General features: G+C 71.6%; 22 protein-coding genes. 11 read left to right on the forward strand and 11 right to left on the reverse strand.

All coding sequences use genetic code 11. The features are described 5' to 3' along the window. The first annotated feature begins 15 nt into the window (after positions 1 to 15). On the forward strand, positions 16 to 1,167 hold the full coding sequence (locus BUE48_RS02410; RefSeq protein WP_286988633.1) for an RNA-guided endonuclease InsQ/TnpB family protein: 1,152 nt from the start codon (positions 16 to 18) through the stop codon (positions 1,165 to 1,167). 462 nt (positions 1,168 to 1,629) lie between these two features. On the opposite strand, the gene BUE48_RS02415 is transcribed toward BUE48_RS02410, so the two are convergent. From BUE48_RS02415 to BUE48_RS02425, 3 genes are read right to left on the reverse strand one after another with little or no spacing between them, the layout of a single operon-like run. Next, positions 1,630 to 1,827, reverse strand: coding sequence for a DUF397 domain-containing protein (locus BUE48_RS02415; protein WP_286988635.1), 198 nt, complete (start codon positions 1,825 to 1,827; stop codon positions 1,630 to 1,632). A gap of 48 nt (positions 1,828 to 1,875) precedes the next feature. After that, the gene (locus BUE48_RS02420) at positions 1,876 to 2,067 is read right to left on the reverse strand and encodes a DUF397 domain-containing protein (RefSeq protein WP_286988636.1); all 192 of its coding nucleotides are present in this window, start codon (positions 2,065 to 2,067) and stop codon (positions 1,876 to 1,878) included. Then, the gene (locus tag BUE48_RS02425; protein ID WP_286988637.1) at positions 2,055 to 2,843 is read right to left on the reverse strand and encodes a helix-turn-helix domain-containing protein; all 789 of its coding nucleotides are present in this window, start codon (positions 2,841 to 2,843) and stop codon (positions 2,055 to 2,057) included. Before BUE48_RS02425 ends, BUE48_RS02420 begins: the two co-directional genes overlap by 13 nt. Positions 2,844 to 3,367: 524 nt before the next feature. Here BUE48_RS02425 and BUE48_RS02430 point away from each other — a divergent pair. Together BUE48_RS02430 and BUE48_RS02435 are read left to right on the forward strand one after the other, a co-directional pair. Then, positions 3,368 to 3,547 (forward strand): ATP-binding protein, encoded by a 180-nt coding sequence (locus tag BUE48_RS02430; protein ID WP_286988638.1) that lies wholly within the window; start codon positions 3,368 to 3,370, stop codon positions 3,545 to 3,547. Continuing rightward, complete coding sequence (locus tag BUE48_RS02435; protein WP_286988639.1) at positions 3,544 to 3,795, forward strand: hypothetical protein; 252 nt, start codon at positions 3,544 to 3,546, stop codon at positions 3,793 to 3,795. The genes BUE48_RS02430 and BUE48_RS02435 overlap by 4 nt, the downstream gene beginning before the upstream one ends. Before the next feature lie 21 nt (positions 3,796 to 3,816). Here BUE48_RS02435 and BUE48_RS02440 read toward each other — a convergent pair whose 3' ends face one another. Both BUE48_RS02440 and BUE48_RS02445 read right to left on the reverse strand, forming a co-directional pair. After that, a complete protein-coding gene (locus tag BUE48_RS02440) occupies positions 3,817 to 4,881 on the reverse strand; it encodes a rod shape-determining protein (protein WP_012850872.1) in 1,065 nt (354 codons plus the stop codon). Between the two features lie 184 nt (positions 4,882 to 5,065). Next, positions 5,066 to 6,109 carry an effector-associated domain 2-containing protein gene (locus BUE48_RS02445; RefSeq protein WP_012850873.1) on the reverse strand — a complete coding sequence of 348 codons (1,044 nt, stop codon included), beginning with the start codon at positions 6,107 to 6,109 and terminating at the stop codon, positions 5,066 to 5,068. Between the two features lie 334 nt (positions 6,110 to 6,443). On the opposite strand from BUE48_RS02445, the gene BUE48_RS02450 reads away from it, so the two are divergent. Next, positions 6,444 to 6,800 carry a DUF488 domain-containing protein gene (locus BUE48_RS02450; RefSeq protein ID WP_286988641.1) on the forward strand — a complete coding sequence of 119 codons (357 nt, stop codon included), beginning with the start codon at positions 6,444 to 6,446 and terminating at the stop codon, positions 6,798 to 6,800. Between the two features lie 6 nt (positions 6,801 to 6,806). Here the strand turns inward: BUE48_RS02450 and BUE48_RS02455 are convergent, their stop codons facing one another. Further along, positions 6,807 to 9,008: a tetratricopeptide repeat protein gene (locus BUE48_RS02455; RefSeq protein WP_286988643.1), complete on the reverse strand. Its 2,202-nt coding sequence runs from the start codon at positions 9,006 to 9,008 to the stop codon at positions 6,807 to 6,809. A gap of 8 nt (positions 9,009 to 9,016) precedes the next feature. Beyond that, complete coding sequence (locus BUE48_RS02460) at positions 9,017 to 10,873, reverse strand: HSP90 family protein (RefSeq protein WP_353745267.1); 1,857 nt, start codon at positions 10,871 to 10,873, stop codon at positions 9,017 to 9,019. 115 nt (positions 10,874 to 10,988) lie between these two features. Between BUE48_RS02460 and BUE48_RS02465 the strand changes: the two genes are divergently transcribed. Both BUE48_RS02465 and BUE48_RS02470 read left to right on the forward strand, forming a co-directional pair. Next, the gene (locus tag BUE48_RS02465) at positions 10,989 to 12,860 is read left to right on the forward strand and encodes a CASTOR/POLLUX-related putative ion channel (RefSeq protein WP_286988646.1); all 1,872 of its coding nucleotides are present in this window, start codon (positions 10,989 to 10,991) and stop codon (positions 12,858 to 12,860) included. Between the two features lie 225 nt (positions 12,861 to 13,085). Next, positions 13,086 to 13,925, forward strand: coding sequence for a metallophosphoesterase family protein (locus BUE48_RS02470; RefSeq protein ID WP_286988648.1), 840 nt, complete (start codon positions 13,086 to 13,088; stop codon positions 13,923 to 13,925). On the opposite strand, the gene BUE48_RS02475 is transcribed toward BUE48_RS02470, so the two are convergent. From BUE48_RS02475 to BUE48_RS02485, 3 genes are all read right to left on the reverse strand, one after another. Next, on the reverse strand, positions 13,926 to 14,447 hold the full coding sequence (locus BUE48_RS02475; protein WP_083789749.1) for a pyridoxamine 5'-phosphate oxidase family protein: 522 nt from the start codon (positions 14,445 to 14,447) through the stop codon (positions 13,926 to 13,928). A gap of 95 nt (positions 14,448 to 14,542) precedes the next feature. Beyond that, entirely contained in the window at positions 14,543 to 14,971 is a 429-nt protein-coding gene (locus tag BUE48_RS02480; protein WP_012850880.1) for a pyridoxamine 5'-phosphate oxidase family protein, read from the reverse strand. Between the two features lie 88 nt (positions 14,972 to 15,059). Continuing rightward, positions 15,060 to 15,740, reverse strand: coding sequence for a response regulator (locus BUE48_RS02485; protein ID WP_286988650.1), 681 nt, complete (start codon positions 15,738 to 15,740; stop codon positions 15,060 to 15,062). A 156-nt stretch (positions 15,741 to 15,896) separates the two neighbouring features. Between BUE48_RS02485 and BUE48_RS02490 the strand changes: the two genes are divergently transcribed. The 3 genes from BUE48_RS02490 (at position 15,897) to BUE48_RS02500 (ending at position 18,969) form a co-directional block, all read left to right on the forward strand. Beyond that, positions 15,897 to 17,612, forward strand: coding sequence for a sensor histidine kinase (locus BUE48_RS02490; protein WP_012850882.1), 1,716 nt, complete (start codon positions 15,897 to 15,899; stop codon positions 17,610 to 17,612). Positions 17,613 to 17,791: 179 nt separating this feature from the next. Continuing rightward, entirely contained in the window at positions 17,792 to 18,367 is a 576-nt protein-coding gene (locus BUE48_RS02495; protein ID WP_012850883.1) for a membrane protein, read from the forward strand. A gap of 152 nt (positions 18,368 to 18,519) precedes the next feature. Further along, positions 18,520 to 18,969, forward strand: coding sequence for a hypothetical protein (locus BUE48_RS02500; RefSeq protein WP_012850884.1), 450 nt, complete (start codon positions 18,520 to 18,522; stop codon positions 18,967 to 18,969). A 193-nt stretch (positions 18,970 to 19,162) separates the two neighbouring features. Here the strand turns inward: BUE48_RS02500 and BUE48_RS02505 are convergent, their stop codons facing one another. Further along, positions 19,163 to 20,557, reverse strand: coding sequence for a WS/DGAT/MGAT family O-acyltransferase (locus tag BUE48_RS02505; protein WP_286988654.1), 1,395 nt, complete (start codon positions 20,555 to 20,557; stop codon positions 19,163 to 19,165). A gap of 132 nt (positions 20,558 to 20,689) precedes the next feature. Between BUE48_RS02505 and BUE48_RS02510 the strand changes: the two genes are divergently transcribed. Together BUE48_RS02510 and BUE48_RS02515 are read left to right on the forward strand one after the other, a co-directional pair. Further along, a complete protein-coding gene (locus BUE48_RS02510) occupies positions 20,690 to 23,353 on the forward strand; it encodes a bifunctional acetate--CoA ligase family protein/GNAT family N-acetyltransferase (protein WP_012850886.1) in 2,664 nt (887 codons plus the stop codon). A gap of 87 nt (positions 23,354 to 23,440) precedes the next feature. Continuing rightward, positions 23,441 to 24,418 carry a CapA family protein gene (locus BUE48_RS02515; protein ID WP_012850887.1) on the forward strand — a complete coding sequence of 326 codons (978 nt, stop codon included), beginning with the start codon at positions 23,441 to 23,443 and terminating at the stop codon, positions 24,416 to 24,418. Positions 24,419 to 24,534 lie beyond the last annotated feature (116 nt).

The raw sequence follows: 24,534 nt of genomic DNA on the forward strand, positions 1-24,534 counted from the left end.
CGGCAGGATCATGGTGTGCAGCTCCGGTATAACTTCCGCCTCTACCCGACTCCGGGTCAGTGCGCCGCGCTGGCGAAGGCGTTCGGGTGCGCCCGGGTGGTGTACAACGACGGGCTGCGGCTGCGGCAGGAAGCCCGCGCTGCCGGTCTGCCGTACATCTCGGACGCAGAGCTGTCCAAGCGGATCATCACGCAGGCGAAGAAGACTCCGGAGCGCGCCTGGCTGAGCGAGGTGTCCGCCGTCGTGCTCCAGCAGGCGCCGGCCGACCTGAACACCGCCTACCGGAACTTCTTTGTGTCGGCGTCCGGGAAGCGGAAAGGGCCGAAGGTCGCCCCACCTCGGTTCCGGCCCAAAAGGGACAATCGGCAGGCGATCCGCTTCACCCGCAACGCCCGCTTCCAGATCACGGCGGGTGGGAGGCTGCGCCTGCCGAAGGTCGGCGATGTGACGGTGAAGTGGTCGCGCCGCCTGCCGTCCGAGCCCTCCAGCGTGACGGTGGTCAAGGATGCGGCGGGCCGGTACTTCGCCTCGTTCGGGATCGAGGCGGGCGAGGAACCGTTGCCGGAGACGGCCGCCGAGGTCGGGATCGATCTGGGGCTGACGCACTTTGCGGTCCTGTCGGACGGCCGGAAGATCGACGACCCCCGGTTTCTCCGCCGCGCCGAGCGACGCCTGCGCAAGGCGCAGCAGGCCCTGTCCCGCAAGGCGAAGGGGTCGGCGAACCGGAGGAAGGCTGTGGTCAAGGCCGCCGGGGCGCACGCTCGGGTGGCCGACGCGCGCCGGGACTTCGCGCACAAGCTCTCCACGCAGATCATCCGCGAGAACCAAGCGGTGATGGTGGAGAATCTGGCGGTGAAGGGCCTGGCCCGCACGAAACCGGCCAGGTCCGTGCACGACGCCGGATGGTCGGCGTTCGTGAACATGCTGGAGTACAAGGCAGCCCGGTACGGCCGGACCCTGGTGAAGATCGACCGCTGGTTCCCCGGCTCGAAGCTGTGCTCGGCCTGCGGGGCGGCCGCGGAGTCCGTGCCGCTGAACGTCCGGTCATGGGCCTGCCCGTGCGGGGCGGTCCACGACCGGGACGTCAACGCCGCCAAGAACATCCTCGCCGCCGGACGGGCGGAGAGGCTGAACGCCTGCGGAGGGACCGTAAGACCCGCCGCCTAGCGGAGGGCAGGACCCGGTGAAACAGGAAGCCACAAAGGTGCCGCACGCGCGGCACGGGCTGAATCCCCGGCCTTCAGGCCGGGGAGCGCGTCAATTCCGCGAGTACCTGGGAAGGTGACGCACAGGGCTGCGCCTGGTGCCGGGGGAGAGCAAGAGACCACTCACGCCAGGCTTGCGGCCGGTTGAGCTGGCATTGGCGACGGCGGAGCGGTGAGAACGTCCGGCCGATTGGCGCGCGGCGGCAAGGGCTTGGACGAGCCGACACCTGCTTTAAGCAGTGTCGGCGCGCCCAGCCCTACGGTTGGGGCCCAGGCCGGTTCGGAGCCCAGTTCCTGGAGGGCGCAGGCAGGGTGTCACCGAGCCGGCCGCAGGACCGTGCAGCTTGTGGCCGGCCGTGGAGAGAGGCCGGCCGGTGCTGGCGCCCGGACGATGGCACCGTCGTGGAGAGCTCAACGCCCTCCTTCAGGCGTGCGCTTCATCACGCTTGATGCGGTGGGTCAGGGTGCGGAAGGCGTTGGGTGTGATGGTGAGGTGGCCGTGGTGGGGGTTCTTGCTGTCTCGGATGCCGATGGCATGAGGGAGCCTGGTCACTTCGACGCATTCTCCGCCCTGGTTCATGCTGCGGCTGCTCTTGCGCCAGGTGAGGACCGTGTTGCTCATCGATCGGCCGCTTTCATGGTGAGCTTTGTGACGCCTGGGACGTGGGCTTCAGCGGGGCAGTTCGTCGTGCTTGATGCGGTGGGTCAGGGCGTGGAAGGCGTTGGGTGTGATGGTGAGGTGGCCGTGGTGGGGGTTCTTGCTGTCTCGGATGCCGATGGCATAGGGGAGGCGGGCGACCTCGACACAGTCACCGCCGTTGATGTTGCTTCTGGAGCTCTTGCGCCACTTCAGGATGTCCATTGGTCTGCCACTTCCTTCATCAACCGGAGTGATTCTGGGCGCGATAGCGCCTCGGCCCGTAGCGACTCCCATCGGTGTTTGATGATCGCTACCTCCTCCGGATCTTCTGCGATATGGCCACGGAGCGTGGTGTCGAGGTAGGCGACTTCATCCCCGTCGAGAGTCGCCAGGTTGAAAGGTCCGCCGATGCCAGCGTACGCCCCTACCGCGAACGGGACCACCTGCACCACGATGTGGGGGCGTTCGCACAGCTTGATGAGGTGCAGGAGCTGCTCGCGCATGACCTTGGCGCCGCCTATCGCCCTCCGGATGACGCCCTCGTCCAGGATGGCTACGAACATTGGCGGGTGGTCGCTCATCAGCGGGGCCTGGCGTTCGATGCGCGCCGTCACCTTGGCCTCGATCTCCTCGGGGGGAGCGGTCGGCAGCCCGATCTGGAGCACGGCCCGGGCGTAGTCGGGGGTTTGCAGCAGGCCTGGGACGACTTCGAGCTGGAATGTGTTGATCACGGTGGCCTGTTCCTCGACGCTGCGCCAGCGGTCGAGGTAGTCGGGTATCACCTCGCGACTGACCAGTTCCTTGTACAGGCGCATGAGCGCCCCGCCGGTTTCCAGCGCGTCGTCGCAGCGCTGGATGAAGTCCGGTTTGGCCTTCCGCTGGCAGGTTTCGACCATGGCCACCAGAGATGACGAGAATGTGATGGCCTTGGCCAGTTGCTCCTGAGTCATCCCGCGGAATTCCCGCCAGGCGACGAGTTCCTTGGCGAAGTACTCCATCCACGTTCGGGGGGTAGGGCTCACCGTCCTTACACCTTCCTCACATGCCCAGGTCAGGGCGCTCACGATTACTCGTGGACGTCGAACATGTACCGAGCGTACTGCGATCGGGGTAGAAAAGGAAGGGTAATCACAATGGCAATCGGGGCGCAGGGGCGGGATTTCTCCGCCGGCTCCGGAGTGCACAGAAGACGTCCATCTCCAAGGAAGATCAATATGCCCGAGACGACTCCCCGGCCGGCTGCTCTTGCGCAACTTCCGAAACTTCGCAGCCCGGCAGACGAAAAACCCCAGGTGACCGGCGGATTCTGTGTTTCCGGCGACACGGAATCCGAAACTCCGTCACCTTCTGACGCTTTCCAATTCGTCAAATGGGAAGTGCCCGTCACCGATCAGGCCCCCGCCCTGGTGCGCCGACGGGCGGTCGCCGTGCTGGACGGCTGGGGCATGGCGGAGGTGGCCCGGGACGCCGCCACCGTGCTGACCGAGCTGGTCACCAACGCCCGCCAGGCGGGTAGGTGTGCGTGTGGGACGACGCGCCCGGCGTGCCGTGCAAGCAGGAACCGGACCCGTGCTCCGAACGCGGCCGGGGGCTGCTCATGGTCGAGGCCCTGGCCGTCGCCTGGGGGCACCATCCCTTGAGCCTGGATGCCGAACATCCCGGAAAAGTGGTGTGGGCGGCGCTCGCCAGGAGCGGCAAGTGAACATCCAGCAGATCGCCCAGGCTCTGGAGCGCGCCCATCCGGGGTGGGTCGTCATTCCCGGCTACTACAGCGGTCACTTCACCGCCATTCCCGGGGCGTTCTACCGGTACCGCGACAGCGGCATGATCATCGCCGATGATCCCGATGAGCTGGAACGCCGCATCAGGCTCGTCGAAAAATCCGCAGTTCAGAACGGTGCCGGGCAGCCCTCGTCCGTGCGCCGGGACGTCGCGTCGCCGGATCGGTGACGTGGGCGGCGACAACCCGGCTCACAGGTAGCGGGGAGCGGTCAGGAAGCCGTGGCGGCGGTCGCGGCGGGAGAGCCAGCGGTGGCCGGCGGGGCGGGCGCGCTCCAGTTGGCGGGCCGCGCCCAGGACGGTGGCCTCGGACGGGGCGTCGGCGACGCGGGCGGGCAGGCCGGTGCGGGTCCACAGCAGCGTGGTCAGGCCCGACAGGCGGGCGCCGCTGCCGGTCAACGTGATGCCGTTGGTGGTCAGGTCGCGGACGATCTCCGGGGGGCAGCCGGCCAGCGTCTCCCTGATCGCGCGGATCACCGACTCCATCGGGCCGGAGATGGCCGCGGCGATGTCGGCGGGGGCCAGCATGACCGGGCGGGGCAGGCCGTTGTCGGGGTCGCGGCCGGTCAGCATGAGAGGGGGGCGGCCATAGCCCCACTGGCCGTCGGCGCCCATGCGGCTTTTGGCCGTGGCGGCGTGCTCGATGCTCACCAGGGCGCTGCGGTTCCGGCGCACATAGGAGACGATCGCCTGGTCCAAGGACTCCCCGCCCACCCGTACCGTGCGGGCGGTCACCAGCGTGCCCATCGAGATCACGGCGATGTCGGTGATCACCGCGCCCAGGTCGACGATCATCACGGCGGGCGGCTCGTCCACCGGCAGCCCGGCGCCCAGGGCGGCGGCCAGCGGGGTCGGCACCAAGGTCAGCTTGCGGGCCCCGGCGCCGGCGGCGGCCACGGCCAGCGCGCGCTGCTGCACGTCGGTGATCTGGCTGGGCACGGCTATCGCCAGGCGCGGGGTGGTCAGAAAACGGCGGCCGTGGGCCACGCGCAGCAGGTGCCGCAGCATCAGCCGGGTGGCCTCCAGGTCGCCCGGCACCCCGCCTTCGAAGGGGCGGACGAACCGCACCCCGCGCGGGGCCTCGGCGTGCAGGGCCAGCGCGTGGCCGCCCGCCGCCAGGCATTGCCCGGTCCGCTCGCACAGGGCCAGCAGTGACGGGACGACCGCCACCACTCCGCGTCCCCGCACATGCACCCGGGAGGTCCGGCTGCCGGGATCGATGGCGGTGTCGCGGCAGGGGAAATCGCGGAGCGGCATGCTCGGCTTCCCTTCCGGGCGGGGGACGCGCGGTCCTGAGAGAGGAGCCGGAGCCCGGCGGCGGGCACCGGCAGGCCGTTACCTACCCGGCGGCTCGCCGATAATCGTCAAGCAGTAGGAAAGAACCCTTCTTCGGTCAACAACCCCCAGAAGTAAATTCCACGGGGCAAAACGCCCTGCTGCTTCAGTTCGTCCAGCCCATCCGGGCCACCAGCTCCCGCAGCGCCATCATCTGCGCGGTGTCGCCGGTGTACTCGTGGATCAGGCCGATCAGCTCCTCCAGGCCGTCGGGGTACTCGGCGCAGGTGCGCACGATCGACAGCCAGTCGGTCTGCGGCCTGGAGCGCCGGGCGATCCGGATGCGGATGTCCTGGCGCAGCGAGTCCACCACGTCGTCCCGGCCCTCGCTGGTGCGCATGTGGGGGATCGCCAGGATCCGGTTGACCAGCTCGAACTGCCCCGCCACCTCCGGCCGCAGGGCCGGTTCCCCGTTCGGGCCGGGGATGTGCACCTCGGCCCGCGGCTCCTGGGAGGGACGCCGCCCGGCCTGCACCAGCTCCTGGGAGGACCCGTTGGGGCTCGGGGGCGAGGGCCCGCCGCCGGCGCGGACGCCGCCCAGGCCGCGCCGGTCGCCGGGGATGCGCAGCCAGCCCGTGGCGTGGGTGGTCTTGACGTGGACCTCCACCGGGCGGAACTCCTCCGGGTCGATCAGCCCGCGGGCGTCCCGGATCACCGCGTCGTACATCTCCTGCGAGACCAGCACCCCCAGCACCGCGCCGGACTCGGCCATCTCCTCCTTGAAGGGCGGGGCGTCCAGCAGGCGGCGCAGGTGGTTGACGTCGCTGCCGACGATGCCCTTGGCGTTGGCCTTGGCCCGTCCGATGTGCAGGGCCACCCGCAGCCGGATCTGCGCGACGTCCGCCGACAGCTCGTTGTGGTCCAGCACCTTGCCGCGCAGCAGGCCGATCAGCGGATGCACCAGCAGGGACGGATCCAGCTCCGGCGGCAGCAGCACCAAGGCGCCGTCCCCCCGGTCCTCCTGGTAGCAGGACTCCGGGGGCAGCCCGGACTCCGCGAAGGCGCTCTCCAGAATGGAATACAGCTTCTGGTGCAGGTGCTCGCGGGCGCGGTCGGACCGGAGCGGGTCGGAAAAACCCACGATGTCGCAGGCGAACAGGCTGCAGTTGCCCGCCGGCCGCCAGCCGTCCCGGCCGCCGAAGCTTCCCATGACCCTTAGGTTCCCCTCAGCTTCATTGGACGCCGATTCAACCGTTCATTCGATATTTCACGCCATGGACAAGGCCGGGAATATGCCATCAGACGCAGAATCGAACCCTCGATGTGATTTACGGTGCGTTCTTCACGGCGGTGCGGGACGCGGCCGGGGCCGGTGCGCCGAACTTTCTCAACGCCCGGCCCAAGGCACCGCGAACGGGGGCCTCGATGGTGCCAAGCCCCAGGTCGCGGCATCCCCGTCCCGGCCTGGGGAGGCCGAGGAGACCGAGGACGATGCGCAGGCGGGGCACCGGAGAGTTCCGTGGATGCCCGGGCGGTGTGCGGGTATGCCTGCCGGTGTGATCGAGATCCGCCGGGTCTACGACGGGCCGCCCGACCATGGCGCGGTGTTCCTGGTCGACCGGGTGTGGCCGCGCGGGGTGCGCAAAGAAGAACTGCGTCTGGACGGCTGGGCGCGCGAGGCCGCCCCCTCCACCGAGCTGCGCCGCTGGTTCGGGCACCGGCCCGAACGCTTCGCGCAGTTCGCCGACCGCTACCGGCGCGAACTGGACGCCCGCCCCGATGCGGTGCGGCCCCTGCTGGAGGCGGCCCGCCGCGGCCCGCTCACCCTGCTGTACTCGGCCAGGGACACCGAGCACAACCAGGCCGTCGTGCTGCGCGACTACCTGAACGACCACCTATAGAGAAGGTCACTCGGACATCGCGAAGGCGTTCTCGACCCGGGCGGCCTCCTCCGGGCGGCCCAGGTCGCGCAGCACCTCGGCCAGCAACCGGGCGGCGCTCTCCTGCTCGTTCCGGTGCTCTTCGTCGGCGGCGGGTTCGGCGAGCGCGCGGCGCAGCACCCCCGCCGCCTCCTCCAGCCGTCCCAGCGCGCCCAGCAGCTCCCCGGTCAGCGTCGCGGCGCGGGTGGCCATGGCGGGAAGACCCAGCTCGCGGAGCGCCGCCGAGGCCCGCTCGGCGCTTTGCAGGCCCTCCTCCAGGCGGCCGACGGCGGACAGCACCCGGGCGGTGTCGAAATCCGTGAACGCCCGCTGCTCGGCGGCGTGCGGATCGCCGGCGGGCAGGCCGCCGGCCACGGCGCGGGCCCGGCCGATGAGGTCGGCGGCCCGTTCGGGCCGGTCCGACCAGACCGCGGTGAGGGCCGCCCGGCGCAGGCAGGACAGCTGCGCCGGCACATCGCCCAGGGCGGCGTAACCGTCGGCGGCGGACTCAAGCAGCGCCGAGGCCTCCTCGTCGCGGTCCAGGTCGCTGAGGATCTGGGCCTCCTCCCGGTCCAGCCGCGGCAGCCGCACCGGCTCGGGAGCGCCCTCGCTTTGCAGGCGGCGCATCTCCGCCACCATCTTCAGGGCGTCCTCGTGCTGGCCCAGCGCCGGGTAGGCGCGCACCAGCACCCAGCGGCACTGCAGCCCGGTGTACTCCCGCTGCCGGTCCTCGGGGACGTCCGGCAGGGCCTCCTCGGCGACCTCGGCGGCATCCAGCATGCGACCCGCCGACAGGTAGGCGGTGGCCAGGTCCACCCGGGCGTAGGTCGCCAGCCGCCGGTTGCCCAGCGCGGTGAACCGGGCGACGGCCTCGATGAACTCCGGGATCGCCGCGTCGAACCGGCCCTCCTCCGACAGGGCCGCGCCGCGCCGGGCGTGCGCCACGGCCTCCTCATAAGCCCGGCGCAGCGCCTGCTCATCCGGTGCGCTCGGCCCGGAACCGCCGGCGGGCGCCGCGGCCCGCCCCTGCGCCCCGGCCGGCGGGACGGACGGCCGGTGGGCGGCCAGCGGGGACAGCGGCAGATGCGCCACCGACGGCCCGGCGGCGATGACGGCCCGGACCCGGTCACCGGCGAGGGTGCTGCCGGTGCTCCGGTCGAGACGCTCGGCGAACTCCAGGGCGTCCTTGCGGAACTCCTCCAGCAGCTCCCGGTAGGTCCACTCCTCGTCCTCGGTCTCCCCCAGCTCGGGGTTGGCCGGCCAGATCAGGACCTCCTCGCCGCGCCCGGCCTCGACCATGGCCCGGCACATCAGCGCCGCCGACGCCGCCAGGTCCATGTCGTGCTCGGTGAGCGGCGCGTTCTCCAGCATCTCCAGGTTGCGTTTGAACAGGGTGAGGGCCTGTTCGAGGTTGCCGGTCACCACGCAGAAGTGCAGCAGCCGCGCCAGGTCGGCCTGCGGGAGCTTGTGCCGCACCGCCATCCGGTAGGCGTCCCGGGCCTCCTCCAGGCGGCCGGTCCGCAGGTACGGCAGCGTCAGCAGGGCGAGGGTGCGGTGCGGCTGGTCGTCGGTCAGGCAGGGCAGCAGCCCGGCCAGCAGCGGCTCGGCGGCGGCGATGGCCTCCTCGTCCCGGCCGGTCCGCTCCAGGTAGCGGACCTGCATCATGTGCATGCAGGCCGGGCAGGTGTAGTCGGGGGCCTGCAGGTGCCGCAGTTCCGCCAGGCTCCGGTCGCCCAGCTCGGTGTCGCCGGTCGCCTCGGCCAGCATCACCCGCAGGGAGCAGATCATGTACCGGTCGTCGCGGTCCGGCCGGCAGTGCCGTTCCATGTCGTCCAGCAGCCTGCGCACCGTGGCGGGGGAGTAGTCCGGCAGCCCGGTCATCACCAGGCCCAGCACCCCGAACTGCCACCACAGCCGGTCCTGTTGATCCTCGTCGAAGGCGCCGGGATCGGCCACGTGCAGCGCCACCGTCTGAGCGAAGGCGGTCAGGGCGTCGTTGACCTCGGAGACGTCCCGGGCGTCGGCGGCGATCATCGCGTCCACCAGGCCGAGCCGGGCGTCGATCAGCAGGTCGGTCATCCCGGCGGCCGCGGCGTGCCCGACCGCCTTGCGGAAGGCGGTGACCTGCGCCTGGCTGGGCGGCAGCTCCTCGGCCTCCGCCAGCAACGCCGTCAGCCGCCTGCGGGACATTCGCACTGTCAGCCCTCCGAGGTGTTGTGCATGGCCCATTCGACGAGGCCGAGGAACGACCGGTTGAGCACCGCGGTGTCGGCCGGGCGCATCGGGCGGCGGCTTTGCAGCAGCGCGTGCCCGTACAGGGCCTCCACCGTCAGCCGCACCAGCAGCGGGTCGCCGACCCCGGTCATCCGCCGCACCAGCGGGTTGTTGTAGTTGAACACCAGTTGGGGACGGGCCTGCCGGGCCGGGCGGTCCTCCTCGCCGGCGATGTCGTCCAGCAGGTCCGCCCACGCCCCCACGGCCGACTCGAGGGCCGAGCGGTGCTCGGCCCGGCGTTCGGCCTGCCGGCTCTCCAGCAGCAGCACCGGCAGCCCCACCGGCTGGTAGGCCCGGATCACCGGCTCGCAGCCCAGCCGCTCCAAAGCGGTGCGGGCCACCTCCAGGAAGTCCCGCACCACCAGTTCGGTCTGCGGGTCCAGGACGTCCATGCGAGTGGTCAGCTCGGCCGGGTCCAGCGGGGCCACGTCGATGTCGGGGTCCAGCAGCGGCAGCCGGTTCAAGATCTCGGCCTCGTAGGTGTAACCGCCGTTGATCAGGCCCACGCCCTGCGCCGCGGCCACCGCCGCCAGCTGGGCGAACTCCTCGGCGTCGGTGGTGTAGCGGATCCGGCCGTGGCGGCGGCGGAACTCCGCGGCCGTCATGTCCCCGTCGCTGGTCTCCAGCTCCAGCCACCGGTCCACCAGGCGCAGCATCTCGATGTCGTGCACGGCCATCGCCTTGACGCCCAGGTGGTGCACCTGCAGGAACCGCCGCAGCCGGGCCGGGGAGGTCGCCGCCAGCCGCACCAGCCAGGCCCGGATCTGCTCGCCCAGCGCCTGCCGGGTCTCCTCCAGCAGGTCGTCCTCATACAGCTGCTCGCGGTCGGCGGTGGGGCGCAGCTCGGTGGCGTTCACCACGCAGCGCACGAAGAACGCCCAGTCCGGCAGCAGCCGCTCCACCCGGTCGCCCAGCAGCATCCGCTTCAGGTAGACCCGGTGGGCGGGGCGGGCGCTGGGGCTGACGGCCTCCGGCAGCACGAAGGCGACCCCGCTCAGCCCGGCCGCCGGCACCGACAGCTCCACCACGTCCAGCGGCTGCATGCCCAGCGCGCGGTCGGCGTACCGCAGCAGCGCCTCCCGCCGCGCCCGCGGGTCGGGATGGGAGACCAGCCAGGGCGGCTCGCCCTCGGTCACCGTCCGGCCGGCGACCTGGACCGGATAGGGCAGGAACCGGCCGAACTCGCAGGCCAGCTCGGTGACGGTCTCCTCCGACAGCCACTGCGCCGCGCCGGGACGGGCCCGCAGCGTCACCGTGGTGCCCGGCTCGGGGCGCGGCCCGGCGGGCTCGACCGTGTAGTGGCCGTCGCAGTGGCCCAGCCAGCGCACCGTGGCGGCGTCCGGTACGGCGGCGCTGCGGGTGACCACCTCCACCTCGTCGGCGACCAGGAAGCACGACAGCAGCCCGATGCCGAACTGCCCCAAAAACTCCTGCCGGGCGAAACCCAGCTCGTCCCGCTTGGCGGAACGGCCGATGGTGGCCAGCAGTTCGTGCACCTGCTCTTCGGTCAGGCCCACGCCGTTGTCGTGCACCCGCAGCGTGCCGTCCCCGGTCACCGAGGGCGGTTCGATGCGCACCATCGGGTCGGCGGGGGTGTGCGCGCTCAGCGCGTCCACCGCGTTCTGCAGCAATTCCCGCAGATAGGCGCGTGGGCTGCGGTACAGGTGGCGGCTGAGCAAATCGACCACGCCTCGCACATCGACGCTGAAGGAATGGCGCACCGGCCGGTACCTCCGTCGGCACAACTGGTGAAAGGACAGGGAAACCCTGCCGCACCGCACGGGCGCCCGGCATCCGATTTGCCGGACCTGGCCGTTTGGGGGTGATCTTTGCGGTAATCGCTGTTGGGCTCTGAAGTGCACTGATAACGTGCGGCCGGGGAAAACGGAGGTGCGGGTGGCGCGGATCAGGTGGCGGGACCGGGTGCGCTACTGGTTCGACAACACCATGTCCAAAGGCACCCCGGCGCTGATCGGGTGGCTCGGCATGGCCTCCGCCGTGCTGATCGTCACGGTGGCGACGCTGGCGGTGTGGATCACCCCCCGCGACGCCGACGACAACGGCCACTGGGCCGGGGTGCTGTGGCGCAGCCTGCTGCGGACGCTGGACGCCGGGACGATGGGCGACGACACCGGCAGCGCCCCCTACCTGGCGCTGATGCTGACGGCCACCTTCGGCGGGCTGCTGATCGTCAGCGCCTTCATCGGCGTGCTCACCACCGGGCTGGAGGCCAAGCTCACCGAGCTGCGCAAGGGCCGCTCCCGGATCGTCGAAAGCGGCCACACGGTGATCCTGGGCTGGTCGGACCAGGTGTTCACGGTGCTGTCGGAGCTGGCCGAGGCCAACCAGGGCCGCCGCCGCACCACCGTGGCGATCCTGGCCGACTGCGACAAGGTCGAGATGGAGGACGCCATCCGCGCCCGCGTCGGCGACACCGGCCGCATCCGCGTGGTGTGCCGGCACGGCAACCCGCTGAAGGTGGGCGACCTGGAGCTGGTCAGCCCGTCCACGGCCCGTTCCATCATGGTGCTGGCGCCGCCGGGCGGCGACCCCGACACCTATGTGATCAAGGTGCTGCTGTCGCTGAACACCCGGTCCTGGGACGAGCCGCGGCCGCACGTGGTGGCCGCCGTTCAGGACTCGGCCAACCTGCCCGCCGCCCGCCTGGCCGGCGGCCCGGCCGCCCAGGTGATCGACGCCGACGACATCGCCATCCGGCTCATCGTGCAGTCGCACCGCCAGTCCGGCCTGTCGCAGGTGTGCACCGACCTGCTGGACTTCAAGGGCCACGAGTTCTACATGCGGGCCGAGCCGAGCCTGGTGGGCACCACCTACGGGGAGGCGCTGCTGGCCTATGAGCTGGGCATCCCCGTGGGGCTGCGGCGCGACGGCAAATCCCAGCTCAACCCGCCGATGGACACCGTGATCGCCCCCGGCGACGAGGTGATCGTGCTGGCCGAGGACGACCTGCTGATCAAACTGGCCGCCGCCCGTCCGCCGGTGGTGGAGGAGGCGATCGAGACCGCCCGCGCCCACCCGGCCGCGCCCAGCCGCACGCTGATGCTGGGCTGGAACCACCGCGCCCCCAAGATCATCCGGCTGCTGGACGAGTTCGTGGAGGCCGGTTCGGAACTGACCGTCGCCGGGCTGTGCGCCGACCCCCGCGCGCACTTGGCCGACCTGCGCAACCTGCGGATCGGCTTCGTCTACGGCGACGACACCTCCCGCACGTTCCTGGACTCCCTCGACGTCGGCTCCTACCAGCACGTGGTGGTGCTGTCGGACGAGGCGTTCGAACCGCCCCTGGCCGATGCCCGCACCCTGGTCACCTTGCTGCACCTGCGCGACATGGAAGAGGAGCTGGGCGACCCCTACTCCATCGTCAGCGAGATCAACGACGACGCCGACCGGGAGGTCGCCCAGGTCACCAAGGCCGACGACTTCGTGGTCAGCGACAAGCTGATCAGCTTGATGCTCACCCAGCTCAGCGAGAACCGGCACCTGCACGAGGTCTTCTTCGACCTTTTGGACCCGGCCGGCTCGGAGATCTACCTCAAACCCGCCGCGGACTACCTGACGCCGGGCGTGGAGGCGAACTTCGCCACGGTGATCGAGGCGGCCCGGCGCCGCGGCCAGACCGCCATCGGCTACCGGCGGTGGGAGGACTTCCACGAGCCGCCGACCTACGGCATCGTCCTCAACCCCGACAAGACCGCCCCGCTGACCCTCTCGGCCGACGACCGCGTCATCGTCATCGCCGAAGACTGAACCTTTTCCACCACGTGCTCCAGGGCACCGGGGACGGGAGCCCGGGTGGTCTCCGGTGCCGCGACGTTGCAGGTCACAGCATTGCCCCTGACCGCGAGGCTCCCGTTCCGGCCTGCGGAAACGGCGTGTTGAAAAAGTCTCATCGAAACCGCTTCCGCGTCGGCGAAAGCCCACGGGTTACGCTTCGCCCGAGGGATCCGCGCAGCGTCCGGCCGAGGTGATCACATGAGTTCCGCCGCGCCCGTGCTCTTTGCCGCCAGCGACCTGCACGTCGGGCACCGGGAGAACCGGGCGCTGGTGGAGGCGGTCCGGCCGTCCTCGCCGGACGACTGGCTGATCGTCGCCGGGGACGTGGGGGAGAAGATCGCCGACATCGAGTGGGCGCTGCGCACCCTGGCCGGCCGGTTCGCCAAAGTGATCTGGACGCCGGGCAACCACGAGCTGTGGACGGCGCCCGGCGAGGACCAGGAGCTGCGCGGCGAGAAACGCTACCGGTACCTGGTGGAGATGTGCCGCACCCTGGGCGTCCTCACCCCCGAGGACCCTTATGCGGTCTGGGAGGGGCCGGGCGGGCCGGTCACGATCGCCCCGCTGTTCCTGCTCTACGACTACACCTTCCGCCCCGACGGCGCGTCCACCAAGGAAGAAGGACTGGCCATCGCCTATGAGACCGGGGTGGTGTGCACCGACGAGATGCTGCTGCACCCCGACCCCTACCCCGACCGGGAGAGCTGGTGCGCCGCCAGGATCGCCGAGACCGAGCGGCGGCTGGCCCAGCGCCCGCAAGGGCTGCCCACGGTGCTGGTCAACCACTTCCCGCTGATCCGGGAACCGACCCGGGTGCTGCGCTATCCCCAGTTCGCCCAATGGTGCGGCACCGAACGCACCGACGATTGGCATGTGCGCTATGAGGCGTCCGTCGTGGTGTACGGGCACCTGCACATCCCGCGGACGATCTGGCGGGACGGCGTGCGCTTTGAGGAGGTCTCGCTGGGCTACCCGCGCGAATGGCGCCACCGCGGCACCCCGCCCGTCCTGCGGAAGGTCTTCCCGGACGTCTCGTGATCAAGGGGTGGCGTTTTTGCGCACCCGGCGGCCGGTGATGCGGTGGGTGCGGATGCGGATGAAGTGGTGCAGCGGCTCCGGCGACCACGGGTAAAGCGGCAGCCGCAGCAGCCGGACGACCTGACCGGGATCGCGGACGGCCTCGGCCTGCCCGACGAGCGTGACGGTCCACCCGGCCCCGGTCTCAGGGTCGAGGTCGTCGGCCTCGAAGGCGACGACGGCCCGGCGGGTGGCGGCGGCCAGCTTGGTCCCCGGGCGGGTGCGGATGATGATGTCCTCGCCGTCCAGGGCGAAGTTGACCGGCTGGATCGCCGGCAGGGCGCGGTCGGTGAAGACGATCCGGCCGATCGACGCGGTGCGCAGCAGGGCCAGGCACTCTTGAGGAGACAACGACGCGACCTGCCCCCCGTCCCCCGGTGGATGCCGGGTGCCCGGAGCCGGGAGCGGAGCCGGCGGGTCCTGCGGCCCGGGATGCTCCAGGACCTCCTGCCGGTCCCGGAACCAGTGCTGGTCGATGTTCATGTGTCCAGGTTCGGTGCGCGGCGGCCGATCGATCAGGGGCGAACGTCCCCGGCTCAAGGTCCCGGCCCGCCGGACGACGGACACGGGCCGTGACCTCAGGAGGGGGGAGGAGCGGAGTGCTCCGGGATGCGCCGTCCGGAGATCAACGTCGGCCGGATGCGGATGAAATGCTCCCGCCTGCCCGGCGCCCAGGGCCGCAACGGCAGCTCCTGAAGCCTGGCCACCTCCTTGGGGTCCGACACCACCCGGGCCGGCCCGACGATGACCACCGACCAGCCGGTGCGCGAGGCCTCATCGAAATCGTCCACCTCGAAGGCCACGATGGCGTTACGGGCGGCGGCGGCCAGCTTGGTGCCCTGCGCGGCGCGGATGATCACATCACCGTTGTCGACGGTGAAGTTGACCGGCTGGATGGCCGGCAGTGCGCGTTGGGTGAACACGATGCGGCCCAGCGGCGCCTTGGCGAGGAGGGCCCGGCACTCGTCCTCGTCCAGAATTTCCAGGCCCCCGGAGTCATACGGCATGCCTCCAGTCTCGCCCCGGGCATACGCAGCCCGTTAGGGACGAAGGTCCCTTCCTGGGGCCTGCCTGGGACAACGCCGCGGAGCGCGCTCAGCGGGACAGGCTGCCCCGGTCGGCCTTGAGCTGGGCGGCCAGCGCGGCGGCCTGGGTGCGGCGGCGCATGTCGAGCTTGGTGAAGAGATTCGAAACGTAGTTCTTGACGGTTTTTTCGGCCAAGAACATGCGCTCGCCGATCTGCCGGTTGGTCAGCCCTTCGCCGATCAGTTCCAGAATCTGCCGCTCCTGATCCGTCAACGAGGCCAGCGGGTCCTTGCGGGCGGCGCGCTCGCGCACCCGCTGCAGCATCTTGGCGGTGCTCTGCGGGTCCAGCAGCGACTGGCCGGAGGCCACCGTGCGGATGGCGCCGACCAGGTCCGAGCCGTGGATCTGCTTGAGCACATAGCCGGCCGCGCCCGCCATGACCGCGTCGAAAAGAGCCTCCTCATCCTCGAACGAGGTCAGCATCAGGCAGGCGACCTCGGGCATCCGGGAGCGGATCTCCCGGCACACGCTCACCCCGTCGCCGTCGGGCAGCCGCACATCCAGCACGGCCACGTCGGGACGGGCCGCCGGAATGCGGGCCAGCGCCTGTTCGGCGGTCCCGGCCTCGCCGACGATCTCGATGTCGTCCTCGGCGGACAGCAACGCGGCCACACCCCGCCGCACGACCTCGTGGTCGTCCAGCAGGAACACCCGGATGGTCCGTTGATCCTGCGACTGCTCGGCGCTCATGATGCTTCCTCACTCGTCGATCCGGACCGGCCCTTGTGGGGCGCGATGCTGACGTTAATCGCCGTACCCGATGCGGGGAGAACTCGAACGTCCCGAATATAGGGGGACCAAGGTCCCGAATCCGGCAGTAGAGGGGGTGCTACCTACAATGAAGCCGTGGCTCCGGAACAGGGTGCAGGCGAGGACCGGGCGAGACTGCTACTTCCACAACTGAAACTGGACGATCTTCTGACGGAGCTGCAAGCGCGTCTGGAGACCGTCCGCTCCACCCGTGACCGCGTGCACGCGCTGCTGGAAGCCGTGGTCTCGATCGGCGGGGACCTGGACCTGGAGACGGTGCTGCGCCGGATCACCGAGGCGGCCACCACGCTGGTGGACGCCCGCTACGGCGCGCTGGGGGTGATCGGCGAAGAAGGCGAACGGCTGGTGCAGTTCGTCAGCGTCGGGGTCACCCAGGAGGAGATCGACGCCATCGGCCACTGGCCGCACGGCCACGGCATCCTGGGCCTGCTGATCAAAGACCCCCGGCCGCTGCGGCTGCACGACCTGACCAAGCACCCCGAGGCCTACGGCTTCCCGCCCGGGCACCCGGTGATGAAGCGGTTCCTGGGCGTGCCGATCCGGGTCCGCGACGAGGTGTTCGGCAACCTGTACCTGACCGAGAAGGTCGGCGGCGGCGACTTCGAGGAAGAAGACGAGATCGTGCTGACCGCGCTGGCCACCGCGGCCGGCGTGGCGATCGAGAACGCCCGGCTGTATGAGGCCGGCCGGCAGCGCGAGCGGTGGCTGGCGGCCTCCGGCGAGGTCACCACCGCGCTGCTGTCGGGCCGGGAACGTTCCGATGTGATCGCTTTGGTGGCCGAGCGGGCCCGGCAGATCTGCGACGCGGAGCTGGCGATGGTGGCGCTGGCCGACGAGGACGCCGGGGAGTTCGTGATCGAGGCCGCCGCCGGGGAGGACGCCGAGCGCTTCACCGGCCGGCGCGTGCCCATGGAGCAGCCGGCGGAGGCGCTGCAGGTCTACCGCTCCGGGGAGCCGTCCTCGCTGGTGGAGGGGCAGCCGCTGGTGGAGGACCCGCAGCTGCGGGTCGGCCCGGTGCTGATCGTCCCGCTGGGCACCGGCAGCACCGCCCGCGGCGTGATCTGGGTGGCCGACAAGCCGCAGTCGCTGCCGTTCCGCGAGGACGCCCGGCGGCTGCTGGAGGCGTTCGCCGGCCCGGTCACCGTGGCGCTGGAGCTGGCCGAGCGGCGCCGCGACGCCGAACGGCTCACCCTGCTGGAAGACCGCGACCGGATCGCCAAGGACCTGCACGACACCGTCATCCAGCGGCTGTTCGCCACCGCGATGACGCTGATGAGCGCCGCCAAGCTGATCGACCGCCCCGACGCCCAGGCGCGGGTGCGCCGCGCCGTGGACGACCTGGACGACACCATCCGGCAGATCCGCTCCACCATCTTCGCCCTGCAGACCCCGCCCGATGAGGAAAGCCTGCGCAGCCGGCTGCACCACGTGGTGGACGCCGCCGCCGAGAACCTGGGCTTCGCCCCCTCGGTCCGCCTGGACGGCCTGCTGGACACCGCGGTGGACGAGAGCATCGGCGAGCACCTGCTGGCGGTGACCCACGAGGCGCTGTCCAACGTCGCCCGCCACGCCCACGCCAGCGAGGCGTCGGTGAGCGTGGACGTCGGCGACAGCGACCTGACCTTGCGGGTGGAGGACAACGGCGTCGGCATCCCCGAGGGCGGCCGCCGCAGCGGCCTGCGCAACATGGCCGAACGCGCCCAGCGCCTGGGCGGCACCTTCACCGTCCAGAACCGTCCCGAAGGCGGCGCCCGGCTGGTGTGGACCGTGCCGCTGGCCGCCGATTCCTGACCTGCGGATACTGTTTTCCGGCCGAATCGGGTCGCCGGTGAAACGGGCCGATGTGCCCGCAGAAATCAGGGCTAAAGACCCTCCGGCGGGGTCCGTTGTGCCCTCCTGTCTTTTAGTGCGGAGGGATTGACTGAGGGCGTCGAAAGCAGACGGACACCGACCCCGAGAAGGTGACTGCAATGGCCGTCCTGGAAGGAAAAGCCGGCGACAAAACTCGCGGTGAGCATCGCGGATTCCCCCGTCCGCACCTGGCCGCCCCGCTGACCGAACCCCCTGCCGCCCGGTACGTGTGGGCGGCGGCCCGGCTGGGACTGGCCTGGATCTTCCTGTGGGCGTTCTTGGACAAGACCTTCGGCCTGGGCCACGGCACCCCGGCGGCCAAGGCGTGGCTGGAGGGCGGCAGCCCGACCGAGGGATTCCTCAAGAACGCCGCGAGCGGCCCGTTCGCCGACTTCTACCACGGCCTGGCCGGCATGGCCTGGGTGGACTGGCTGTTCATGCTGGGCCTGCTCGGCATCGGCACCGCGCTGGCCCTCGGCATCGGCATGCGGATCGCCGCCGCCAGCGGCACGCTGCTGATGGTGATGATGTGGACCGCCGTGCTGCCCCCCGAAAACAACCCGATCCTGGACGACCACATCATCTACGCCCTCGTCCTGATCGGCCTGGCCCTGGTCAAGGCCGGAGACACCCTCGGCCTGGGCGCGATGTGGGAGCGCACCGCCCTGGTCCGCCGCTTCCCGATCCTGAAGTGAGCCGCCCAGGGTGACCTCTTCGACCCTCCACCCCCCACCCCCTCCCTGCCCCGCAGGGAGAGGGCTTTTGTGCAGGTCGATTGGACGAACGCCCCGGGCAGTGAGTGATGCGTTAGTGTTGCATTAATGCATCACTCGGTCAGCATGAGTGCATGAAGGCCTTCCCGTTCAGCACCCTCGCCCGCGACCGCAACGAGGTGTTCGCTGAGCTGGACGACGCCGATGTGCTGCTGGAACGCCGGGACGCCGAGAACGTCTGGCTGGTCCGTGACGAGCGTTACCGGGCCGCACGTGACGCGCTCGTCACCCTCGCCCGTTCCATGACGATCGTCGCCCGCGCCAACCGGGTCCTCGCCGAGAAGGCCCTCGCCGAGGACCTCCCCTGGCTCGTCTGGCTGCCGGAGGGCGAGCGTCGGCAGTGCGTGCGGGAACTGCTCGCTCACCTGCTCGCCGGCGCCGACACCGGAGAGCTGCTGCCCTATGCGCGTGCCCGCCGCTCCTGGATGTCCACCGCCTTGGCCTGGAGCGACCCGGAGACCGCCCGCGTCCTGTCCGACCCGTTCGACGGCACCGGCGGCCGGCCCCTCGATAACGGCGCATGAGCGGACGGGGCGAGGAGATCCGACGCCCCACGGGATGGACCGTTCGCGCAGCGAACGCCAAGGCCGGGGCCGTGTCTGGTACTTGATCGACGGCGCCGGGAAGACCATCTGGGTCACCCTCGTTGCAGCCGGTCATCCAAAGCGGTCGGAGCGGCGGAACCGGAACTGACCGCTCACAGGCCAACGGTGGGGGTCAGCGGCCGTTGGGGATGGCGGCGGCGAGTTCGTCCAGGCCGGTGGCGATGCCGTTGACGAAGGTCTGCAGGTCGGGGGTGGTGTCGAAGTCGCCGGTCACGCCGAAGCACAGGTGGCCCATGTAGGAGAAGATGCCGGTGGAGATGCCGGCGCCGGCGGCGATCGGGACGTAAGGGTAGAGGGCGGTCACCCGGCGGCCGGCGATGTACAGCGGGAACTGGGGGCCGGGAACGTTGGTGGTGACCGTCTGGAACATGGTGCGCATCACCGTGATCACCGCCCGGGAGGCCAGGGACAGCATGGTGGGGGCGGTGCCGGCCAGGCGTACCAGGGCGTCGGCGCCGGCGGCCTGATGGGTCTGCTTGAGCTGGGCCATCTGGCCGTGCAGCTGGGCCACCCGCACGATCGGGTCGCGTTCGCCGCAGGGCAGTTCGACCACCAGGGCCGAGACCCGGTTGCCGAGTTCGCCGGCCTGCCCGTCGGTGCGCACCGAGACCGGCACCAGGGAGCGGACGGTGGTGTCGTCCTCCAGTTCGCCCCGGGCGCCCAGCAGCTCCCGGAAACCGCAGGTGACCGCCGCGAGGATGATGTCGTTGACGGTGCAGCCCAGCTCGCGGCGGACGGCCTTGACCCGGTCCAGCTCGGTCTGCAGGGCGATCCAGCGGCGGTGCGGGCCGGTGGGGCCGCGCAGCGACGGCACCGGGGGTCGGGTGATGTGCTGGACGGTCTGCGGCAGTCCCTCGGTGAACTCGCGGGCCTCGCGCAGCCGGTCGGGCCGCCCCAGCGCCGGCAGCCGGGTCAGCCTGCGGGCCAGTGCGCCCGCCGGCACCGCCACGCTCTGCCCCAGCCCGTTGATCGCCAGGGCCAGCCGGGAAGGGGCCGACTCTTCTCCGGGACCCGGGGGACGGGCGGCGGCGGGGACGGGGAGCGGCTCCAGGTCGAACAAAGCGGTGAGCAGGTCGCTGCCGCCGACGCCGTCCACCACGCAGTGGTGCACCTTGGCGATCAGCGCCCACTGCCCGCCGGCCAGCCCTTCGACCACCCACATCTCCCACAGCGGCCGGGTGGGGTCCAGCCGCTGGCTCATGATCCGCCCGACCAGGTTCTGCAGCTCCTGCCGTCCCCCGGGGGACGGCAGGGCGGTGTGCCGCAGGTGGTAGGAGAGCCGGAAGCGGGGATCGTCCACCCATACCGGCAGGTCCAGGTTCAGCGGCACGGTGCGCACCCGCTGCCGGTAGCGCGGCACCTTGGGCAGCTTGGCGGTGAGGACGCCGAGCATCTCCTCGCGGGAGGGCGGCGGCCCCTCCAGCACCGTGATCGAGGCGATGTGCAAGGGCGCCTGCTCGCTGTCGGCGAAGTAGAACCCCGCATCCAGCGTGTTCATCCGCTCCATCGCACCCACCTTCCCGTCATTCCCATTTCCAGCCTCCTTGCGCGGCGTCCGGCGGGGAGGGGGCGAAAGTCCCGGCAGGCCGCGGGCTTTAGCCGCTGCTCGACCGGGCGGTAGGCGGCGCACGCTGGCGGTATGACCACCCAGGTGCACCTCGATGTCACTTCGGCCGAGCCGGTCAGCGCACTGCTGAAAGACGGCGTGCAGATCCAGATCCGCCCGTTGACCGGTGCGGACCGCGAGCAGGTGCGCGCCCTGCACGCGGGCCTGTCACCGGAGAGTCGGTATCTGCGGTTCTTCACCATCGACCCGGGCATGGCCGACCGGGCGGCGTGGCAGCTGTGCCGCCCGCCGGGACCCGACCACGCGGCGCTGGGGGCGTGGCTGCACGGCGAGCTGATCGGGGTGGCCGGCTATGAGCCCACGGAAGAGGACGGCGTGGCCGACCTGGCGGTCGTCGTGGCCGACTGGATGCGGCACCGGGGCGTGGGCACGCTGCTGCTGGAACACCTCGGCTCACTGGCCCGCTCCCGCGGCGTGCGGTGCTTTCGCGCCGACACCCTGGCCCGCAACGAGGCGATGCTGCGGGTGCTCGCCGACACCGGGATGTCGGTGCGCCGCACCGACCGCGCCGACCTGGTGGAGGTGGAGATCCCGCTGGAGCAGAGCGAGGAGTACCTGGAGGCGGTGGGACGCCGGGAGCGGCTGGCCACCGTGGAGAGCCTGTGGCCGCTGCTGCGTCCGGCCAGCGCGGTGGTGGTGGGCGCCAGCCGGCGGCGGCGTTCGGTCGGCAACGCGCTGCTGCGGCGGCTGCACGCGGCGGCCGCGTTCCCCGTCTACGCGGTCAACCCCCGCGCCGGGCGGGAGCTGGAGGGGGTGCGGTGCGTGCCGTCGGTCGCCGAGCTGCCCGAGCCGCCCGACCTGGCCGTCCTCACCGTCCCGGCCCACATCGTCCCGCAGGCCGCCGAGGAGTGCGGCAGGCGCGGGGCGCGGGCACTGGTGGTGATCTCCTCCGGCCTGACCGAGCCGCAGGCGCGGCGCCTGCTGGAGGCCTGCCACCGCTACGGCATGCGGCTGGTCGGCCCCAACTGCATCGGCGTCGCCGACCCGGGGGCGGGGCTGGACGCCACGTTCACGCCGCGCGACCCCCGGCCCGGGACGGCCGGGGTGGTGGTGCAGTCCGGCGGGGTGGGCATCGCGCTGCAGGACCACCTGTCGCGGCTGGGCATCGGGATCTCCTCCTTCGCCTCGGTCGGCGACAAGCTCGACGTCAGCGCCAACGACATGCTCATGTGGTGGGAGTCCGACGGGGTCACCCGGCTGGGCGTGCTGCACCTGGAGTCGTTCGGCAACCCGCGCAAGTTCGCCCGCACCGCCCGCCGGGTGGGCCGCAAGATGCCGCTGCTGACGGTGATCGCCGGGCGCTCCCAGGCGGGACGGCGGGCCGCCGCCTCCCACACCGCCGCCGTCGCCACCCCCGAGGTGACCCGCCGGGCGCTGTTCGCCCAGGCCGGGATCGTCGCCACCGACGACCTGGGGGAGCTGGTGGACGCCGCGGCGCTGCTGGCGCACCAGCCTTACCCGCGCGGCTCCAAAGTCGCCATCGTCACCAACGCCGGCGGCGCCGGGGTGCTGGCCGCCGACGCCTGCACCGAACGGGGGCTGATCGTCGCGGAGCTGTCGGCGTCCACCCGGCGGCGGCTGCGGCAGCTGCTGCCGGAGGGGGCGTCGCTGGACAATCCGGTGGACGCCACCGCCGCCGTCCCGCCGCGCGCCTTCCGCGCCGCCCTGGCGGCGGTCGCCGCCGACGAGGGCGTGGACGCGGTCATGGCGGTGGCCGTCCCCACGGCGGTCGGCAGGCCGGCCGCCGTCGCCGGGTGCGGCGGCAAGCCGCTGGTGGCGGTCACACTGGGGCAGGCCGAGACGGTGACGGTGAACCGGGACGGCGTGCCCTCTTACGCCTATCCGGAGAACGCCGCGGCGGCGCTGGCCCACGCCGCCTCCTATGGACGCCGGCGCAGCCGCCCCCAGGGGACGGAGCCGGTGTTCACCGACCTGGACCGCGAGCGGGCGGACCGGATCGTCGGCGGCTTCCTCAAGCGGTGCCCGGACGGCGGCTGGCTGCCCCCCGACCAGGCCATGGAGCTGCTGGAGGCCTACCGGCTGCCGATGGCGCCGTGGCGGTGGGCGCGCACCGAGGAGGAGGCCGTCGCCGCCGCCCGCAAGCTGGGCGGTTCGGTGGCGCTGAAGGCGCACGCCGCCGGTGTCGTCCACAAGACCGAGGCCGGGGCGCTGCGCCTCGGCCTGTCCGGGGAAGCGGAGGTGCGCCGCGCCCACCGGGAGCTGGCCGAGCGTTTCGGCGACGCCCTCGAAGGGGTGCTGGTGCAGGCCATGGTGGGCGAACGGGCCGATGACGGCGTCGAGGTGCTGGCCGGGGTGATTCAGGAGCAGATCTTCGGCCCGGTGGTGGTGCTCGGGCTCGGCGGGGTGGCCACCGAGGTGCTGGGCGACCGCTGCGCCCGGATGGCGCCGCTGACCGACGTGGACGCCGAGGAGCTGATCGACGGGCTGCGCGCCGCCCCGCTGCTGCGGGGGCACCGCGGCCGTCCGCCCGCCGACCTGCCCGCGCTGCGCGAGGCGCTGCTGCGGCTGTCCCGGCTGGCCGCCGACCGCCCCGAGATCGCCGAGCTGGATCTCAACCCGCTGATCGCCCGTCCGGACGGGGTCGTCGCGGTGGACGCCCGCATCCGGCTGGTGCCGAACCGCCCCTGGGATCCCTTCCTGCGCCGCCTGCGCTGACACCGCCCCGGCTGAATTGTGAAATTCCGGGTAAGTGACATGAAAACCCCTTTATGGGGAGTTGTGCCCGGAAATGGGGTGAACGGTATGTCGATCACGCTGGCGCTGGCGGGCGATGCGATGCTGGGCCGGGACGTGGCCAAGCGGCTCGGCGTGGCCGCCTCCCACGACCTGTTCTCCACGGCGGTGCGGGACTGGTTCGCCACCGCGGACCTGGCCGTCCTCAACTTGGAGTGCTGCATCTCCGAACGCGGCGCCCCCTGGCGGTCGCCGGGCAAGCTGTTCCACTTCCGCGCCCCGGCCAAGGCGGCCCAGGCCCTGGCCTGGCTGGGGATCGACTGCGTCACGCTGGCCAACAACCACGCCCTGGACTTCGGCCCCGACGCCCTGCTGGACACCTGCGAGCACCTGCAGAACGCCGGGATCGAGACGGTCGGCGCGGGCCCGGACGCCGAGCACGCCAGGGCCGGCGTGATCCTGCAGGCCCGCGGGATGCGGCTGGGGGTGCTCGGGCTCACCGACCACCCCGCGGACATGGCCGCCGGGCCGGACCGCCCCGGGGTGGCCTACGCCGACCTCTCCTGCGGCGTCCCGGACTGGGTGCGCGAGCGGATCGCCGACCTGCGCGCCCGCTGCGACGCCGTGCTGGTCACCCCGCACTGGGGGCCCAACATGACCGCCGAGCCCCTGCCGTATGTGCGCCGGGCGGCCCGGCAGCTGCTGGAGGCGGGGGCGACGCTGGTCGCCGGGCACTCGGCGCACGTCTTCCACGGCGTGGACGGCCCGATCCTGTACGACTTGGGCGACTTCATCGACGACTACGCCGTGGACGCCCAGCTGCACAACGACCTGGGCCTGCTGTGGCTGGTCACGCTGGACGCCGCGGGGCCGCGGGAGATCACCGCCGTCCCGCTGGCGCTGGACTACTGCCGCACCCGCCTGGCCGTCGAGCACGAACGGGCCTGGATCCGCGACCGGCTGCGGGCCGCCTCCGCCGAGTTCGGCACCCCGGTCGAAGAACGCGACGGCGTCTTGACCATGCGCGTGGCCGTCCCCGCCCGCTGAGCGCCCCGGCCCTCCCTCCGGCGAGGCACCCCGAAGGGAGGGCCGGCGGGCGGCCCGAAGACGCCTCGTCCGCAAAACCCCGCGATCGTCCCGGCCGCCGGGCGCGGCGTAGCATG

This window comes from Thermomonospora sp. CIF 1 (genome assembly GCF_001896795.1).
Classification (GTDB): domain Bacteria; phylum Actinomycetota; class Actinomycetes; order Streptosporangiales; family Streptosporangiaceae; genus Thermomonospora; species Thermomonospora curvata.

Coding starts and splice junctions, on each gene's coding strand:
- BUE48_RS02415 (WP_286988635.1), bottom strand. CDS start 1,827: ATGAGCAACACGGTCCTCACCTGGCGCAAGAGCAGCCGCAGCATGAAC.
- BUE48_RS02420 (WP_286988636.1), bottom strand. CDS start 2,067: ATGGACATCCTGAAGTGGCGCAAGAGCTCCAGAAGCAACATCAACGGC.
- BUE48_RS02425 (WP_286988637.1), bottom strand. CDS start 2,843: ATGGAGTACTTCGCCAAGGAACTCGTCGCCTGGCGGGAATTCCGCGGG.
- BUE48_RS02440 (WP_012850872.1), bottom strand. CDS start 4,881: ATGCCGCTCCGCGATTTCCCCTGCCGCGACACCGCCATCGATCCCGGC.
- BUE48_RS02445 (WP_012850873.1), bottom strand. CDS start 6,109: ATGGGAAGCTTCGGCGGCCGGGACGGCTGGCGGCCGGCGGGCAACTGC.
- BUE48_RS02450 (WP_286988641.1), top strand. CDS start 6,444: ATGCCTGCCGGTGTGATCGAGATCCGCCGGGTCTACGACGGGCCGCCC.
- BUE48_RS02455 (WP_286988643.1), bottom strand. CDS start 9,008: ATGTCCCGCAGGCGGCTGACGGCGTTGCTGGCGGAGGCCGAGGAGCTG.
- BUE48_RS02470 (WP_286988648.1), top strand. CDS start 13,086: ATGAGTTCCGCCGCGCCCGTGCTCTTTGCCGCCAGCGACCTGCACGTC.
- BUE48_RS02475 (WP_083789749.1), bottom strand. CDS start 14,447: ATGAACATCGACCAGCACTGGTTCCGGGACCGGCAGGAGGTCCTGGAG.
- BUE48_RS02480 (WP_012850880.1), bottom strand. CDS start 14,971: ATGCCGTATGACTCCGGGGGCCTGGAAATTCTGGACGAGGACGAGTGC.
- BUE48_RS02485 (WP_286988650.1), bottom strand. CDS start 15,740: ATGAGCGCCGAGCAGTCGCAGGATCAACGGACCATCCGGGTGTTCCTG.
- BUE48_RS02495 (WP_012850883.1), top strand. CDS start 17,792: ATGGCCGTCCTGGAAGGAAAAGCCGGCGACAAAACTCGCGGTGAGCAT.
- BUE48_RS02500 (WP_012850884.1), top strand. CDS start 18,520: ATGAAGGCCTTCCCGTTCAGCACCCTCGCCCGCGACCGCAACGAGGTG.
- BUE48_RS02505 (WP_286988654.1), bottom strand. CDS start 20,557: ATGGAGCGGATGAACACGCTGGATGCGGGGTTCTACTTCGCCGACAGC.
- BUE48_RS02510 (WP_012850886.1), top strand. CDS start 20,690: ATGACCACCCAGGTGCACCTCGATGTCACTTCGGCCGAGCCGGTCAGC.
- BUE48_RS02515 (WP_012850887.1), top strand. CDS start 23,441: ATGTCGATCACGCTGGCGCTGGCGGGCGATGCGATGCTGGGCCGGGAC.